Origin of the sequence: Kribbella aluminosa, from assembly GCF_017876295.1 — a bacterium.
GTDB classification, from domain to species: Bacteria; Actinomycetota; Actinomycetes; order Propionibacteriales; family Kribbellaceae; genus Kribbella; species Kribbella aluminosa.
Genome location: NZ_JAGINT010000001.1, coordinates 471086 through 486988, shown reverse-complemented (window position 1 = coordinate 486988; position 15903 = coordinate 471086). Strand labels below are relative to the sequence as shown.

Annotated in this window: 14 protein-coding genes; 8 read left to right on the top strand and 6 right to left on the bottom strand. The window is 68.0% G+C overall.

Features of this window, described 5'->3' with window-relative positions:
• Positions 1-29 precede the first annotated feature (29 nt).
• Genes JOF29_RS02435 through JOF29_RS45120 form a run of 3 tightly spaced genes read right to left on the bottom strand, consistent with a single transcriptional unit; the run spans position 30 to position 2574 of the window.
• The gene (locus JOF29_RS02435) at positions 30-1334 is read right to left on the bottom strand and encodes an ABC transporter substrate-binding protein (protein ID WP_245357418.1); all 1305 of its coding nucleotides are present in this window, start codon (positions 1332-1334) and stop codon (positions 30-32) included.
• Between the two features lie 30 nt (positions 1335-1364).
• Positions 1365-2249 carry a carbohydrate ABC transporter permease gene (locus JOF29_RS02430; protein WP_209692595.1) on the bottom strand — a complete coding sequence of 295 codons (885 nt, stop codon included), beginning with the start codon at positions 2247-2249 and terminating at the stop codon, positions 1365-1367.
• The gene (locus JOF29_RS45120; protein WP_307863114.1) at positions 2239-2574 is read right to left on the bottom strand and encodes a carbohydrate ABC transporter permease; all 336 of its coding nucleotides are present in this window, start codon (positions 2572-2574) and stop codon (positions 2239-2241) included. The genes JOF29_RS02430 and JOF29_RS45120 overlap by 11 nt, the downstream gene beginning before the upstream one ends.
• A gap of 118 nt (positions 2575-2692) precedes the next feature.
• Between JOF29_RS45120 and JOF29_RS45115 the strand changes: the two genes are divergently transcribed.
• Entirely contained in the window at positions 2693-3259 is a 567-nt protein-coding gene (locus tag JOF29_RS45115) for a hypothetical protein (protein ID WP_307863113.1), read from the top strand.
• Between the two features lie 98 nt (positions 3260-3357).
• Positions 3358-5004 carry a hypothetical protein gene (locus JOF29_RS02420; protein WP_209692594.1) on the top strand — a complete coding sequence of 549 codons (1647 nt, stop codon included), beginning with the start codon at positions 3358-3360 and terminating at the stop codon, positions 5002-5004.
• On the opposite strand, the gene JOF29_RS02415 is transcribed toward JOF29_RS02420, so the two are convergent.
• Positions 5001-6806 carry a hypothetical protein gene (locus JOF29_RS02415; protein WP_245357417.1) on the bottom strand — a complete coding sequence of 602 codons (1806 nt, stop codon included), beginning with the start codon at positions 6804-6806 and terminating at the stop codon, positions 5001-5003. The genes JOF29_RS02420 and JOF29_RS02415 overlap by 4 nt on opposite strands.
• A gap of 240 nt (positions 6807-7046) precedes the next feature.
• Between JOF29_RS02415 and JOF29_RS02410 the strand changes: the two genes are divergently transcribed.
• From JOF29_RS02410 to JOF29_RS02390, 5 genes are read left to right on the top strand one after another with little or no spacing between them, the layout of a single operon-like run.
• Positions 7047-8087, top strand: coding sequence for a LacI family DNA-binding transcriptional regulator (locus JOF29_RS02410; RefSeq protein ID WP_209692592.1), 1041 nt, complete (start codon positions 7047-7049; stop codon positions 8085-8087).
• Positions 8088-9683 carry an FAD-dependent oxidoreductase gene (locus tag JOF29_RS02405; RefSeq protein WP_209692591.1) on the top strand — a complete coding sequence of 532 codons (1596 nt, stop codon included), beginning with the start codon at positions 8088-8090 and terminating at the stop codon, positions 9681-9683.
• Between the two features lie 27 nt (positions 9684-9710).
• Positions 9711-10961, top strand: coding sequence for an ABC transporter substrate-binding protein (locus tag JOF29_RS02400; protein WP_209692590.1), 1251 nt, complete (start codon positions 9711-9713; stop codon positions 10959-10961).
• A complete protein-coding gene (locus JOF29_RS02395; RefSeq protein ID WP_209692589.1) occupies positions 10958-11896 on the top strand; it encodes a carbohydrate ABC transporter permease in 939 nt (312 codons plus the stop codon). Before JOF29_RS02400 ends, JOF29_RS02395 begins: the two co-directional genes overlap by 4 nt.
• 7 nt (positions 11897-11903) lie before the next feature.
• Positions 11904-12728 (top strand): carbohydrate ABC transporter permease, encoded by an 825-nt coding sequence (locus JOF29_RS02390; protein ID WP_245357416.1) that lies wholly within the window; start codon positions 11904-11906, stop codon positions 12726-12728.
• Here JOF29_RS02390 and JOF29_RS45830 read toward each other — a convergent pair.
• Both JOF29_RS45830 and JOF29_RS02380 read right to left on the bottom strand, forming a co-directional pair.
• Positions 12718-12987 carry a hypothetical protein gene (locus tag JOF29_RS45830; RefSeq protein ID WP_209692587.1) on the bottom strand — a complete coding sequence of 90 codons (270 nt, stop codon included), beginning with the start codon at positions 12985-12987 and terminating at the stop codon, positions 12718-12720. The two genes, JOF29_RS02390 and JOF29_RS45830, sit on opposite strands and share 11 nt — an antisense overlap.
• Entirely contained in the window at positions 12987-13358 is a 372-nt protein-coding gene (locus JOF29_RS02380) for an acyltransferase domain-containing protein (RefSeq protein WP_209692586.1), read from the bottom strand. Before JOF29_RS02380 ends, JOF29_RS45830 begins: the two co-directional genes overlap by 1 nt.
• A gap of 198 nt (positions 13359-13556) precedes the next feature.
• On the opposite strand from JOF29_RS02380, the gene JOF29_RS02375 reads away from it, so the two are divergent.
• A complete protein-coding gene (locus JOF29_RS02375; protein ID WP_209692585.1) occupies positions 13557-15899 on the top strand; it encodes an HNH endonuclease signature motif containing protein in 2343 nt (780 codons plus the stop codon).
• The last annotated feature ends 4 nt before the right edge of the window (positions 15900-15903 follow it).

Genomic DNA, 15903 nt, shown 5'->3' with positions numbered 1-15903 from the left:
TCATCGGCAATCAGTTGCGGTCAGCAACACTATTTGAGCCCACCCTTGACCTCGTCCAGGAATGCCTTGGCGGCCGCGTCCGGCGCCTGCCGCCCGAACAGTACCTCGGTCGTGTACCGCTGCATGATCTTCTCCACCTGACCGCCACCCACCGGCGGCGCCGGCGACGGGTCGCCGAGGTCCGGCTTGATGTCCTGGATGAACTTCGCGGTCGCGGCGTCGGCCGGCTGCAGCTTCGGCGTCACCTCGGCGCGAATGTCCGTGTTCGGCGGGACGCCCCGCTCGGCCAGCAGCACGTTCCCGGCCGCCGGGCTGTTCGCCAGGTAGTTCACGAACTCCGCGGCCTCCTTCTGGTGCTTGGACCGCGACGAGATCGACCAGAACATCGAGCCCTTGTAGTACGAGCCGTTGTCGGCGGCCTTGCCACCGGCGCTCGGGATCCGGAGCAGCTTCAGCTGCTGGCCGGTCGCCTTGCTGAAGGCCACCAACTGGTTGCTCCAGATGAAGCTCATCGCGAGCTTGCCGGTCGCGAACGCGGATTGGTCGAGCGACGCGTTCATGTCCTGCGAGATCGCCTCGGCCGGCGGAATCGCCTTCTGGTCCCGCAGCTTCAGGATGTACTTGAAGAAGTCCGTGGTCTTCTCCGGCGAGACGCCGAGCTTGCCGTCCTTGGTCCAGAGCGACTCGCCGTTCTGCCGGGCCCACAGGTTCAGGCCGGCCTCGTTCACACCGAGGGTGCCGGTGCCGGTGATCTTGCCGCCGGTCTTGGTGGTGATCTCCGCGGCGGTCTTGGCGAAGTCGTCCCAGGTCCAGGTCTTGTCGTCCGGGACCGGTACGCCGGCGGTCTTGAACGCGGCCGGGTTGACGACCACCGCGAACGAGTTGATCCCGGCGTTCAGCCCGTACAGCCCGCCGTCGAACTCGCCGGCGCCGAGCGTGTCCGGCTCGAACTTGCCGGTGTCCAGGCCCTGCGCCTTCTTCAGGTCGAGCAGCGCGCCGCGGTCGGCGTACTCACGCAGGTACTTCTCGTCCATCTGGATGATGTCCGGCGCGTCGTTCGCCGCGACCGTGGTGGCGAGCTTGTCCCAGTAGCCGGACCAGTCGCCGAACTCGCCCTTGATCGTGACGTTCGGATGGTCCTTCTGGTACGCGTCGATCACCTGCTGGGTGAGCTTGGTCCGGGTGTCCGATCCCCACCAGGTGAATCGGAGCGTGACCTTGCCGCCGGCGTCCGCCGAGCCGCCCGGACCGCCGGAGCCGCCGCCGCAGGCGCTTGCCGCGAGCAACGTCGTGGCCAGCGCCAGCGCCGTCAGAGCGCGTGGGATGTGCCTCATGAAGTGCACCTTTCAGCGATAACTGGAGAGTTACTTGATGCCGGTGGTCGCGATGCCCTTGATCAGGAACCGCTGGCCGAGCAGGAAGGCGAGGAAGACCGGGACCAGGGACACCACCGACATCGCGAACATCGAGCCCCAGGACGAGCTGGAGGTCGAGTCGACGAACGACCGGAGCGCGATCGGGACGGTGTACATGTGCGGGTCGGTCAGGTAGATCAGCTGGCTGAAGAAGTCGTTCCAGGTCCAGATGAACGTGAAGATCGTCGTGGTGGCCAACGCCGGCACCATCAGCGGCAGGATGATCCGGCCGAAGATCGACGCCTTGCCGCAGCCGTCGATCCGGGCAGCCTCGTCCAGCTCGCGCGGGATGCCGCGGATGAACTGCACCATCAGGAAGACGAAGAACGCGTCGGTGGCGAGCAGCTTCGGCACGATCAGCGGCAGCACCGTGTTGATCCAGCCCAGTTTCGAGAACAGGATGTACTGCGGCACGATCACCACGTGGATCGGCAGCATGATGCTGAGCAGCATGATCCCGAACCAGAGCTTCTTCGCGGTGAACTCCAGCCGGGCGAACGCGTACGCCGCCATCGAGCAGGACACCAGGTTGCCGAGGATCGAGCCGAGCACCACCAGCGCGGAGTTCAGCAGGTACCGGGTGAACGGCTCGGTCAGCGCGTTCCAGCCGACCCGGTAGTTCTCGATCCGCAGGTCCTTCACCAGGATCCCGGGGTCGCGGAAGATCTCGTTGCCGGGCCGCAGCGAACTGACCACCATCCAGATCACCGGGTAGAGCATCACCAGCGCCGACGCCGCGAGCACGACGTGGGTCACCAGCGGCCGGATCCGGGCCCAGGTGACGACGCCGGAACGCCTGGCGGTGACCGTTGTGCGGAGCGTTTCAGTCGTCATAGAACACCCAGTACTTCGAGGCGAAGAAGTTCGCGGCGGTGAAGACCCCGATGATCACGAGCAGGAACCACGCCATCGCGGAGGCGTAGCCCATGTCGAAGTTCCCGAAGCCCCGGTCGTAGAGGTACAGCGTGAAGAACATCGTCGAGTCCGACGGTCCGCCGCTGCCCCCGGAGACGACGAACGCCTGGGTGAACGACTGGAACGCGTGGATGATCTGCAGCACCAGGTTGAAGAACACGATCGGCGTCAGCAGCGGCAGCGTGATGCCGAAGAACCGGCGCAGCGTCCCGGCGCCGTCCACCGCCGCGGCCTCGTAGTACATCGACGGAATCTGCCGGAGGGCCGGCCAGGAAGATCACCATCGGCGAGCCGAACGTCCAGACGTTCAGCACGACCAGCGTGCCGAGCGCCGTACTCGGGTCGGAAATCCAGCCCTTTCCGTGGATTCCGAACAGGTCCAGCAGTTGGTTCAGCAGGCCCGTGGTGCCGAACACCTGCCGCCAGAGGATCGCGATCGCGACGCTCGAGCCGAGCAGCGACGGCAGGTAGAAGATGGATCGATAAAACGCCATTCCCCGAACACCCCGGTCCAGGACCACGGCGAGCAGCAGCGCGATCGTCAGCTGCAGCGGCACCGAGACGAACACGTAGGTGAACGTCACCTTCAGCGAGTTGTGCAGCCGCTGGTCGGACAGCATCCGGGTGAAGTTCTCCAGGCCGATCCACTTCGGCGCCTGGATCAGGTTGTAGTCCGTGAAGGACAGGTACAGCGAGGCCAGCATCGGCCCGATCGTGATCAGGAACAGGCCCAGCAACCACGGCGCGAGGAAGAGGTACCCGGCCAGGTTGTCCTTCTTGCCGGCATGTCCGACCCCACCGCCCCGGTCTGGCTTCTGACCTGCAGGTTTCTTCCCCCGGAGGCTGCCGAGCTCACCCAGCGCACTCATCGTCTCGTTACCTCCCGAACAGCGGAACAGGGGCCGGAAAGCGTTTGCTTTGGCCGGTGAAACTAGTACGAGAAACCGGTTTATGCAAGGGCTCGAGGACCCGCCGAGCTGTCCGGATGCGGTCGCCTGCGGCGCTTGACTGTGATGGGGTGACGGGTGTGGACGACGACTTCCTGATGCTGCTGACCACGGCCAACCAGGCCCAGATCCCGCTCGTGCTCGCTGACCACCGGGACACCGGCGACAGCGTCCGGGCGGTCGCGCGGAAGGCGCGACGGCTGGTTTCCGGGTACGTGTGGGACCGGTCGACGTACCACCACGACGTGGCCCTGCTCGCGCCGATCGGCCGGCTCGTGGAGCAGCTCGTCGCGCGGCAGCACGAGGACGGGCTGTACGACGTCGGCAACCTGCACTCGCCGCCGGACAGCGCTTTCGCGATCCAGGACCTGTGCATCGTGTACGGGCTGCTCGACGCGGACGACCAGGCCGCGCCGCTTCGGAAAACGTTGGCGGAAATCGTGCGGAAGGCGGCGCCGGCGCTGGCTGCTGGTGGTGTGCACACGCCGAACCACCGGTGGGAGGTGTCCGCTGCGCTGGCGCGGGCGAACCAGCTGTTTCCGGACCCGCGGTACACCGCACGGATCGACGACTGGCTCGCCGAGGGCGTCGACGCGACCTCGGACGGGATCTACAGCGAGCGGAGTTCGACGTACGCCGCCGAGGTGACGAATCCGTGCCTGCTGACGATCGCGCGGCTGCACGACAAGCCGGAACTGCTGGAGTACGTACGGCGCAACCTCGAGCTGACGCTGTACCTCCTCGAGCCGAACGGCGAGGTGGACACGACGGCCTCCCGGCGCCAGGACCAGAAGGGCGTCCGCGAGCTCTGGTGGTATCTCACGCAGTTCCGCGAGCTCGCGCTGCACACCGGGGACGGACGGTTCACGACTGTTGCCAAGAGCATCCAAGCGCGCGGGAGCGGCGAGCTCGGCGACTTCCTGGCCGAGGTGCTGGAGCGACCCCGGTTGTCCGCGGTGCTGCCGGATGCTGCGCCGGCGCCTTCAGATTTCGTCCAGCACTATCCTTCGCAGGCGTCGGCCCGGGTACGGCGGGGCAGTCGGACGGCGACGATCTTCGGCGGCACCGACTTCCACAAGATCCCGGTGATCGCGTCGGGGCTGTCCACGAATCCGACGTTCTTCAAGTTCCGCCAGGGCGCCGCGATTCTGGACTCGGTGCGGTTGTCGCCGCAGTTCTTCGGCACGGGTCACTTTCGCGCCGACGGGCTGCATCGCACCGGGGCGGGTACATTCAAGCTCCAGCAGGAGGTACGGGCGGCGTACCACTTGCCGCTGGCGCCGGATCAGCGGACGGGCGGGCGGTACGCCCTCACGCCGGAGGGGCGGTTCTACTCGTCGATGGACTTCGAGAACCGGCCCAAGCAGTACCGGTCGCTGCGGACCACTGTCCGGGTGGAGGAGGTGGCGGACGGATTCGATCTCGGGTTCGGATTCGACGGAGACGAGACGGTGTACGCGATCGAGCTCTGTTTCCGTCCTGGTGGAACGCTTTCCGGCGTGGAGGCATTGGATGCTGACGGCAACTACCAGCTCGTGTCCGGGACCGGCAGCTACACGGTGGGCGGCGACCGGATCGAGTTCGGGCCCGGGAGCGGGCCCGCCCGGGTCGCGATGGACCCGGGCGAGCAGTACACCTATCTGGGCGGAAACCTCACCCCGGACGGGCTTCGCGTGTACCTGACCGGTCGCACGCCGGGCGGCCAGGTGCTGCGGTTGCGCGTCTAGCCGGCCGTTCGTACAACGGTTTCCAGCGTGCCGTCGTGGGGGATGCGGAGGACGTGGACACGTCGGCGCCCGTCGCGGAGGTACGTCCGGGTGGACGTGCTGAGGGTCGCCGTACGCCGGCTCGACCAGGTGATCGTGATGGTCGCCTTGCCCCGGCGGATCACCAGGCCGTCCGCCGTCGCGGTCCGCGTCTGGCCGTACGGAACGACCGTTCCGTCCGAGAAAACGGTTTCGTCACCGGGCTGCAGTACGAGCGGGATCTGCTCGGTCGCCGCACCGGTCGCGGTGACGCGGCGGCTGACGGAGTGCGGGCCGACCAGCAGCTCGGTCGCCACCGAGCCGTCGGGCGTGTGGTAGCGGACCAGGTCCTTCGACGGATACGACGCGACAAGGTTGCTCTCGGCATCGGATTTCCCGCCGAGGACCGTGCCCCAGCATCCGGTGGCCGTCTGCTGCGCGTGGATCACGGTGCCCGCGACCGGGTGCCAGAGGAAGCCGGTGCCGGCCTTCACGCCGCTGCCCTGCCGGTTCCCGAAGAACGCACCGAGGTACAGGCCGGGACGGCGTACGTAGAGGTAGTCCTGGTTGCCGTAGTCGTCGTGCCGCCGCTCGGTGAAGTTGTCGCTGCGCAGGTACGGGAGTCGCGCGATCGCGGCCTGCTTCGCGGCCCGGGTCGGCATCGTCTCGCCGTACGGCGCGTGCGCGATGATCCGCGGCGATGTGTCCTGCTTCGCCAGTGCGGGCACCGGCGCCGGGTCGGCGGCCCAGGCCTGCCGGGTCGCCGTCTGGTCCTCGCGGGAGGTGAAGAACGCCCCGAGATCCGGCGCGACCGGGACGAAGTGCGAGCCGAGGATCGTGCGGTCCGGGTCCGGGATCACGTCGTCGAAGAAGGCCTCCGCGGTCCGGTCCGAGACGGCGTAGTAGGTCAGCCAGCCGGAGCCGTCGGGTTCCCGGAGCAGGTTGTACCCGAACCAGTCGGCGAACCGGCGCGTCATCGTCGCGAGCTGCGGGTTCCGGGTCAGCAGGTACAGCTCGGCCATCTCCGGCAGCATGACCTCGAAGTTGTAGTTGATGTCCATCCCGCGCGGGTCGTAGAAGAACCCGGCCGGGCTCTGCGCCCACTTCGCGATGAAGCGGATCCGGTCCTGCAGCTTCAGCGACCGGTCGTGGTCGGGCAGCAGCTTCAGCGTCCGTGCCGAACCGGCCACCCCCGCGGTCGCCTGGTTGGTGTACTCGAACGGGTCGTCCCAGACGACGGCGTTCCCCGGGTCGAGGTACCAGTCGACTCCCTTGCGCAGGGCAACTTCCAGCTGCGCCCGCCGGCTCGGCAGCGCATTCGCCTGGCGGAGGTTGGCGAGCGTCTTCGCCAGATACCCGATTCCGAAACCGCTTGACGCCTTTCCCTGCTCGCCTGGGTGGTACTCCGGCCAGGACCCGTCCGGGTTCTGCAACCCGAGGTAGTGCTGCAACGCGGCGTCGAGCCGGCCGAGGAGCGCGTTGTCCCGGTAGTACGGGTTCCAGGCCCGCTGGTTCGCGTAGAACCAGCTGAGCGTGAAAACGTGTTCCTGGACCCGCGAGTTGTACGGCTGAGCAGGCGTCCGCCACCAGCCACCACCCATGAACCCGTACGGATCAGTGTCGACGACGTCGTTCGCCATCGGCGCCAGGATCACCAGGTACGGCGCGAACCGCTGCTCCCCGGGCGCGAACAACCGCCGGTCCGGCGCCCCGGCCGGAAGCTCGGCGAGCAGCGGCAACCCTGCGGCACCAGCGGACCCGGCGGACGCGACTGACATGGACATCGAAGCCATCGTAGAAGCAAGACCGGCACCAGCGGCCCCGAGCAGAACAGTACGACGTTTCAGAGACATTGCGGATCTCCTCGCTGCGATCGGACTGCGGTGAGTTTTCTGCCCGGAACCCCGGCGGGTCAAGACCTCGGGCAGTGATAATTCGAATTATCAGCGAATCCGACCTCTTGACGAGCGTCGGCGGACTGTTCTACGGTTCCCGGCAATCCGTATTACCGCGAAGGATCGACGATGGCAGACAAGGCGACCCGGCTCACGCAGCGCGACATCGCGCGGCTGGCCAAGGTCAGTCAGACCACGGTGTCGCTGGTGCTGAACAACCGCAGCGACGCGACCGCGCGGATTCCGGCCGAGACCCGGGACCGGGTGCTCAGGGTGATCCGCGAGACCGGTTACCAGGCCGATCCGCTGGCGCGGCGGATGACGCAGCAGCGCAACCAGATCCTTGGCGTGTTCACGTACGAGTCGGTGTTCCCGAGCGCGAGCGGCGACTTCTACCACCCGTTCCTGGCCGGTATCGAGGACTGCGCCGAGCGACTCGGCTGGGATCTGTTGCTGTTCACCAGCGCGCCGGTCGCCGAGGGGCGGCGGCGGATCTTCCACGAGAACAACCGGCTCCGGATCGCGGACGGTTGCCTGCTGCTCGGTCGCGAGATCCCGAGCGGTGAGCTGGCCCGGTTGATCGCCGAGGAGTACCCGTTCGTCTCGGTCGGCCGCCGCGACGACGCCGGCGGCCCGGTGCCGTACGTCGGCGCCGACTACGCCAGCGCCACCCGCACCGTCGTCGGACAGGCCCGCGCGCTCGGCCACCGGCGGATCGCGTACGCCGGACTCGGCAGCGGCGCGGAGTCGTCTGCGGACCGGATGCGCGGCTTCCGCGACGCCGCCGGTGCCCGCGCACCGCACGTACCGACCACCGACCGTTCACCGGGTGAGGTCCTGGACGACCTGCTCGGACGCAGGATCACCGCGGCCTTCGTCGAGGACCGCGCGGACGCGATCGCGTTGTACGCCGCCGCGGCCGGGCGCGGTATCGACGTACCCGGGGATCTGTCCGTGATCACCCTCGGCGATGCCACCCGGCCCGCGGCCAGCGATCTGGACTTCTCCGGTTTCCACGTCCCGCGGCGGGCGATGGGACTGCGTGCGGTCGAGCTGCTCGAGGCGATCCTCAGCGGGACCGCGCCAAGTAGTTCCTCTGCGCAGCAGGTGCTCCTCCCCTGCGACCTGACCGACGGAATCACCCTCACTCCGCCCAGCAAAGGTGCCTAGATGCATACAGATGTTCTCGTGGTCGGCGGTGGGCTCGGCGGTGTCGCCGCGGCCCTGGCCGCGCTGCGAACCGGTCGCTCGGTGATCCTGACCGAGGAGTTCGACTGGCTCGGCGGTCAGCTGACCAGCCAGGCCGTGCCACCCGACGAGCACTCCTGGGTCGAGCAGTTCGGGATCACCGCGTCGTACCGCGCACTGCGGGACGGGATCCGCGACTACTACCGCCGGCACTACCCGTTGACGGTGGCGTCGCGGGCGGACCCGCACCTGAACCCGGGCGCCGGATACGTGTCGAAGCTCTGTCACGAGCCGCGCGTCGCGGTCGCCGTACTGGAGGAGATGCTCGCGCCGTACCGCGCCAGTCGCCGGCTGCAGGTCCTGCAGCCGTACCGGCCGGTGTCCGCGGACACCGACGGCGATCGGGTCACCGCGGTGACCGTGCAGCACCGGGACACCGCGGAGCAGTTGACGCTCACGGCGCCGTACATCCTCGACGCGACCGAAACCGGCGAGCTGCTGCCGCTGACCGGGACGGAGTACGTCACCGGGTTCGAGGCGCAGAGCGCGACCGGGGAGCCGAGCGCGCCGGCGGAGGCGCAGCCGCTCAACATGCAGGCGGTGTCGTACTGCTTCGCGGTCGACCACGTCGACGGCGACCAGGTCGGCGACAAGCCGGCGAACTACGCGTTCTGGCGGAACTACCAGCCCGCGTTCTGGGGCGACCGGCTGCTGTCCTGGACGGCGCCGAACCCGCGCACGCTGGAGAGCTCGGTACGGTCGTTCACCCCGAACCCGGACGACGACCCGCTCGCGGTGGTCGCGGACCAGCGGCGAGGCGGCGGCGACACGAACCTGTGGACGTTCCGCCGGATCGCGGCCCGCCGGCATTTCGTCCCCGGCGCGTACGAGAGCGACATCTGCCTGGTGAACTGGCCGATGATCGACTACTTCGAGGGTCCGGTGATCGACGTACCGGACGCGGCGAAGCAGCTCGCGGCGGCGCGCGAACTCTCACAGTCCGTCTTCTACTGGCTGCAGACCGAGGCACCGCGTCCCGACGGCGGCACCGGCTTCCCCGGGCTCCGGCTGCGCGGCGACCTGGTCGGATCGGCCGGCGGGCTCGCGCAGGCGCCGTACATCCGGGAGCCGCGGCGGATCAAGGCGGCGTACACGATCGTCGAGCAGGACCTGTCGGTCGCGGTCCGCGGGACGCGCGGAGCGGTGGAGTACGCCGACAGCGTCGGCATCGGGATGTACCGGATCGACCTGCATCCGTCGACCGGTGGCGACAACTACATCGACGTGGCGAGCAGCCCGTTCCGGATCCCGCTCGGGGCGCTGGTCCCGCAGCGGGTGGAGAACCTGCTGCCCGCGAGCAAGAACCTCGGCAGTACGCACATCACCAACGGCTGTTACCGGTTGCACCCGGTCGAGTGGAACATCGGCGAGGCCGCCGGCCTGCTCGCCGGCTTCTGTCTCGACCGCGGTGTCAGTCCGCGCGCGGTCCACGCCACCCCTGCCCTGCTCGGCGAGTTCCAGGACCGCCTGGTTGCCCAGGGCATCGAACTCGCCTGGCCGGCCATCAGTGGTTACTGAGTTCCGGCTACTGATGGAGGACCTGAGATGAAGATTCTGACAGCGGCGTTGTCCGCGGCCGCCCTGCTGGCCGCGGCCGGGTGCGGCGGTGGCTCCGGCTCCGGCGCGAGCAGCAGCGGGCCGATCGACCTGCGGATGACGATCTGGAGCGCGAACGCCAAGCACCTGGCGCTGTTCGACCAGATCGCCGCGGGCTACAAGAAGGATCACCCGGAGATCGGCAAGATCACCTTCGAGTCGATCCCGTTCGACAGCTACACGACCACGCTGACCACGCAGATCGGCGGCGGCAACGTCCCGGACCTGGCGTGGATCTTCGAGAGCAACGCGCCGGACTTCGTCAGCTCCGGCGCGCTGGAGCCGATCGACAAGGACCCGGACCTGGTGCCGAGTACGACGACCAACTGGGAGAAGGACGGCAAGCTGTACGCGTACCCGTTCTCCACCTCGCCGCTGGGTGTGTTCGTGAACACCGACCTGGTGAAGGCGGCGGGGCGGCCGGCGCCCGCGCAGCAGATCGCCTCCGGGACCTGGACCTGGGACGAGGCCGCGAAGACCGCTGCCGCCGTACAGGCCAAGACCGGCAAGGGTGGTCTGGTGGTCGGCGACTTCGACTACAAGGGCTGGGACACGCTGAACGCGATCTGGTCCGGGTGGGGCGCGCGGCCGTGGAGCAAGGACGGCAAGAGCTGCCAGTTCGACCAGCCGCAGATGGTGGACGCGATGACGTTCGTCCACAAGCTGATCTTCACCGGCAAGGGCATGCCCGGACCGGGCATCACGAAGGACTTCTTCGCGGGCGACTCGTCGATGGTGCTGACCCAGATCAGCCGGGCGGCGCTGCTCGAGAAGGCCAAGTTCCATTGGGATCTGGTGCCGCTGCCGAAGGGGCCGGCCGGTGCGTACTCCGTGGTCGGGCAGGCCGGGATCGGGGTGTTCAAGCGCGGCAAGCACGCGGATGCGGCGAAGCAGTTCCTGACCTACTTCAGCAACGCGCAGAACTCGGCGAAGCTGGCGGAGTTCTTCCCGCCGCCGCGGAAGTCCGAGCTGAACGCGGCCACGCTGGCAAAGGCCAACCCGCTGCTCAAGCCGGCCCAGCTCGACAGTGTCGTTGTCAAGGGCATCGAAAACGGCACGATCAAGCCCAGCCACACCGGGTACGCCGAACTGCAGCAGACCGTCCGCGCCGCCCTCGACCCGTTGTGGAAGCCGGACGCGGACGTGAAGACCGTACTCTCCGGCGTCTGCTCGAAGATCAACCCCCTGCTGGCGAAATGACCTTGCTCCTCGAGAAGCCTGCGCGGTCGGACTCCCCGGCCGCTCGGGCGCCGTACTGGACGATGCGGCGGCGCGACACGTTGGCCGGCTGGCTGATGGTCGCGCCGCAACTGGCCGGCATCGTCACGTTCGTGCTGGTGCCGCTCGGGCTGGTGGTCTGGTACAGCGTGCACGAGTGGAACGTGCTGGCTGGCACGTTCGAGTTCGTCGGCGGGGACAACTACCAGGCGCTCGCGAACGACCAGCAGCTGGGTCCGGTGCTGCGGGCAACGGGTTTGTTCTCGGTCGGGCTGGTGGTGCTGAACCTGAGCCTCGCGCTGTTCCTCGCCGTACTACTGAACCAGAAGCTCCGCGGCACCGTGGTCTTCCGAACGCTGTTCTTCTCGCCGGTGGTGGTGACGCTCGTCGCCTGGACGATCGTGTGGGGCTTCCTGCTGCAGGACAACGGTGGCGTGAACGCGTTCCTGCACGTCTTCGGCATCAACGGGCCGAACTGGCTGCGCTCCGGCGGTGCGGCGATGGTGTCGGTGATCGTCGTACAACTCTTCAAGAACGTCGGGCTGAACATGGTGCTGTTCCTCGCAGCGCTGCAGGGCGTACCGGCCGAGCTGTACGAAGCGGCCCGGATCGACGGGGCGTCGGCGTGGGCGCGGTTCCGGCGAGTGACCGTACCGTTGATCAGCCCAACGATCCTGCTGACGATGATCCTGACGATCGTCGGATCGCTGCAGGTCTTCGCGCAGATCGCCGTACTGACGCAGGGCGGTCCGGGGACGTCGACGACGGTGCTGGTGTACTACCTGTATCAGCAGGCGTTCCAGTTCCATCACTTCGGGTACGGCGCGACGCTGTCGCTGGTGCTGTTCCTGATCGTGCTGGTGCTGACCGTTGTTCAGTGGCAGATGCGTAAGAGGTGGGTGTTCCATGAGAATTGACAGAGCCATGAGGCTTAGGCTGCTGATCTACGGCCTACTGCTGGTGTGTTGTGTGCCGTTCGTGTTCCCGATCTGGTGGATGGCGACGACGTCGCTCAAGCCGGTGTCGGAGATCTTCGCGTTTCCGCCGTCGCTACTGCCCGCGTCGCCGACGCTGGACGCCTATCGGCAGGTGTTCGCGCTGCAGCCGTTCGGGCGGCAGTACGTGAACAGTCTCTACATCGCCCTGGTGGTGACGATCGGCACCCTGGCGGTGTCGTCGCTCGCCGGGTACGCGTTCGCCCGGGTACGGTTCCGCGGCTCCGGCGCGGTGTTCCTGATCGTGCTGACCGGGCTGCTGGTGCCGAACGAGGTGACGATCATCCCGCTGTACAAGATGTTCGACGCGTTCGGCCTGGTGGACACCCACTGGCCCCTCATCCTGATCCCGATGCTCGGCGCCCCGAGCGTGCTGGCCACCTTCATCATGCGCCAGTTCTTCATCACGCTCCCGTCCGAACTGGAGGAGGCCGGCCGGGTCGACGGCCTCGGCCGCTTCGGCCTCTTCTGGCGCGTCTGCCTACCGTTGGCCAGACCAGCAATCGGAGCGGTGGCCATCTTCACCTTCCTGCACAGCTGGAACCTCTACCTGGAGCCGATCGTCTTCCTCTCCTCCAAACAGAAGTTCACCATCCCCCAGGCCCTCACCCAATACGTAGACGCCTACGGCGGCCCCATGTGGAACACCCAACTGGCCGCAGCCACCCTCTCCGCCCTCCCCGTCCTCATAATCTTCATCCTCGCCCAACGCCAATTCGTAGAAGGCCTGGCCCAAACAGGCCTCAAAGGCTAGGCGGATCCGCCCGGTTCGGTTGTACCAATGGCCACCGTCGCGAAGCTGGTTCACGACCGCACGCTCGAGAGTCGTGCATTGCGGTAGCTCGTCGAGGAGAGCCGACGGTACGCCGGGTCCGTCGAAGCGTCGGTGGAACACGCGGCTCGACAGGGGCCTGGTTGGCCGCCTCCTGATCGGTCCACCGGGTGAAGCGGGGCTGGAACCGGATGATGATGCTCGACGTCTCCGGGAGGTACTGGCGCAGCTGACCATCCATCAACCAGGAGTGGCATGCTTCAGTTCTTCGCCCAATGCGCTCAACGAGTCCCAGTACTCGTTGTCAGTGAGTCCGATGGTCGCGTGGTAGTCCCGCACGTGCGGGATTGCCGCCAGGAAACCCGAGACGAACAGGCACGCGCGACAGTCAGCATCTCGCACCGGAGCCGGCCACACCGCCAGCGTCGACACCCGATCGACCGCGTCGATCCGGAGCCCCCGCGCTGAGATTCCGATCGCGTTGAACCTGCCGCACAGCCGCTCGACAACCTCGTCCCGACAGAAGCCGTGGGCGAGCCGGTTCCCGCGGTACGGAAGCCGAGCGCAAGCGGCGCGGCCCTGGCCCGCCGCGAGAGCGCCGACCAATGGCACGCGGCAACGGGCGGATACCCGACTGCACCGACCGCCTTCGCGCCGCGGCCCTGGTCTCGTCTTCCTGTGGACCCTGGATTTTGTAGCCGATGGCAACTATTAGCCCCGGCTGTGGAGAGGATTACGCCTTGTGGATAACTGGATGTTGCGGATCTTCTTGGAAATAAGGGGTTCTGGCGTTGGAAACTGTCGGAGGGCATGTCTAGAGTTGTGGGCATGGAGATCCTCGGCGAACGGCCCGTCTGGTCGATGAGTGGCAGCGAAGCGCTGTCGGCTCTCGACGCAGTCGTCGCCGAGGACGCCCGGATACAGACACTGAAGTGGCAGCTGCAGGCCCGTGTGGATACCTCCGGCCACGCGAAGGAACTCGGCGCCGGAGACACCGCCCGGCTGATGGCGACCCGATACCGCCAGGACCTGAAGGAGGTCCGCCGCGAGCTCCGCCTCGCCAACCGCCTCGGCGTCTACCCCGCCACCAGCGCCGCCCTGCCCGACCCCAGCACCCCGTTCGCCAACCCCGCCCACGCCGCCACCCCCGACACCGACGATGACGCCGCCTGGGACGAGCGCGACGACCAGCGCCGTGACGAACTCGGGGACGACCTCGGTGACGACCTCGGTGACAGGAGCACGGGCGCCGATGAGGCGAGCGACTCGGTCGATGAGCCCGCCAGTGAATCGAGCGAACAGCCCGCGGATGAACGCGGCGGGGCCGCGGCGGGCGGCTGGCGGGTGAGCCCCGCCCAGGCCGCAGCAATCATCTCCGTCCTGGACCAGGTCCCGAACACAGTCCCGGCAGAGAACCTCGCCGTCGCCGAGCAAGAACTGATCGGCCTGGCCGCCACCCACACCCCGTCCGAGCTGCGCCGCGCCGGCCGCGCGATCCGCGAACGCCTCGACCCCGACGGCCCCGAACCCGACGAGAACGCCGCCTACACCCGCGAATCCCTCACCCTCAAGAACGCCGACCGCGGCGTCACCTTCGCCGGCTACCTCGCCAACGAGAACGCCGAGCTCCTCCGCACCTTGATCCACGCCTATGCCCGCCCCCACAAAACCGACGACGGCGAACTGGACCCCCGCCCCCTGAGCAAACGCCAGGCCGACGCCCTCACCACCATCCTCAACACCCCCGCACCATCCATCACCACCCCGCCCAGCACCACCACGCGACCCGGCACCGGGTCATCCGGCACGATGCCGGCTCGTGCTGGGGCCGGGGTTGGCGGTACGCGGCCGTCCGGGTACGGCGACCTACTGCCGTTCCCGCCCAACCGGACGACAAGCCGCGCCGAACCCGATGCCCCCGCACCCAGCAGCGGCTCCGGCGGCGTTCCCACCAGCAGCCCCAGCCGGGCAACCGGCACCGGCACCGGCTCCACCGCCGAAGCGGGCGGCCGCGGCGGCACCAAACCGGGCGGCGTCGGCGACGCCAGCACTCGCGTGCCCGCCGACAGGCACACAAGCACCGACCTCGACCCAGGCCTGAACACCGGCACACATGCGAGCGTGAACGCAGGCACGGATACAGGCGTGGATACGGGCACGGACGCAAGCACGCAGGCGAGCGTGGATGCGGGCGTGGATAGTGGTGTGGGTGGTCGTGGGAGTGCCGGGCGGGAGGTGGTTTCCGGTCATGGGCCGAAGGCACACATCAGCGTCACGATCGACTTCAACGACCTCGCGGCCGCGACCGCTACCGCGACCGGAGCGCTGATCTTCGGCGACAACCTGTCGGCCGCGACCGTACGGCGCCTCGCCTGCGATGCCGAAGTACTCCCGATCGTCCTCGGCTCGAAGTCACAACCCCTCGACGTCGGCACCAGCCAACGTCTCGTCACCCGCCACATGCGCCGCGCCCTCAACGCCCGTGACAAAGGCTGCGTCATCTGCCACGCCCCACCCATCCAAACCGAAGCCCACCACATCATCCACTGGGCCGACGGCGGCCCCACCGCCGTCACCAACCTCGCATTGCTCTGCAAGCGCCACCACCAGGACCTGCATGCCGGCCACTGGCAGATCCGCATCCTCAACGGCATCGTCCAGGTCACCCGCCCCACCTGGTCCAACCCCAGCCGCATCCCACCCGGCAAATACCACCCACCCACCGCAAACATCGTCCACCAGCCGCCCAGCCGTTCAAACCCCTGGGGCGACGACGACACGCCGCCACCACCCACCAGCCCGAAACCACCAACCTCAGCAGACATCTGGGGTGCCGACGATCTGCCCGCCCTATCCCCACACGCCCCGCCGATCATCGCCAACCCCCCCTGGGACGACGACCCGCCCACGCCGCGAGCAGCCACCCCGCCGCCGATGCCGGCAGACCCCTGGGGCGACGACGACGTGCCCAGTTCACCCGCCAGGGCCGCACGACCAATTGCGGTGGATCCGTGGGGTGACGCCACGCCCATCCCAGTTGCCCCACGCGCCGACGACCGAGCACCCGCCCCGGCAGACCCCGGGCGCGACGACGATGCGCCGTGCTTGACCACCGCGTGCCTCGATCACCGTCGCAGCGGATCTGTGGGCTGACGGC

Bases quoted from the DNA above. Each gene is read 5' to 3' on its own strand.
- JOF29_RS02435 (WP_245357418.1), bottom strand. From the start codon at position 1,334: ATGAGGCACATCCCACGCGCTCTGACGGCGCTGGCGCTGGCCACGACG.
- JOF29_RS02430 (WP_209692595.1), bottom strand. From the start codon at position 2,249: ATGACGACTGAAACGCTCCGCACAACGGTCACCGCCAGGCGTTCCGGC.
- JOF29_RS45120 (WP_307863114.1), bottom strand. From the start codon at position 2,574: ATGTACTACGAGGCCGCGGCGGTGGACGGCGCCGGGACGCTGCGCCGG.
- JOF29_RS02415 (WP_245357417.1), bottom strand. From the start codon at position 6,806: ATGTCCATGTCAGTCGCGTCCGCCGGGTCCGCTGGTGCCGCAGGGTTG.
- JOF29_RS02410 (WP_209692592.1), top strand. From the start codon at position 7,047: ATGGCAGACAAGGCGACCCGGCTCACGCAGCGCGACATCGCGCGGCTG.
- JOF29_RS02405 (WP_209692591.1), top strand. From the start codon at position 8,088: ATGCATACAGATGTTCTCGTGGTCGGCGGTGGGCTCGGCGGTGTCGCC.
- JOF29_RS02400 (WP_209692590.1), top strand. From the start codon at position 9,711: ATGAAGATTCTGACAGCGGCGTTGTCCGCGGCCGCCCTGCTGGCCGCG.
- JOF29_RS02395 (WP_209692589.1), top strand. From the start codon at position 10,958: ATGACCTTGCTCCTCGAGAAGCCTGCGCGGTCGGACTCCCCGGCCGCT.
- JOF29_RS02390 (WP_245357416.1), top strand. From the start codon at position 11,904: ATGAGGCTTAGGCTGCTGATCTACGGCCTACTGCTGGTGTGTTGTGTG.
- JOF29_RS45830 (WP_209692587.1), bottom strand. From the start codon at position 12,987: ATGGATGGTCAGCTGCGCCAGTACCTCCCGGAGACGTCGAGCATCATC.
- JOF29_RS02375 (WP_209692585.1), top strand. From the start codon at position 13,557: ATGTCTAGAGTTGTGGGCATGGAGATCCTCGGCGAACGGCCCGTCTGG.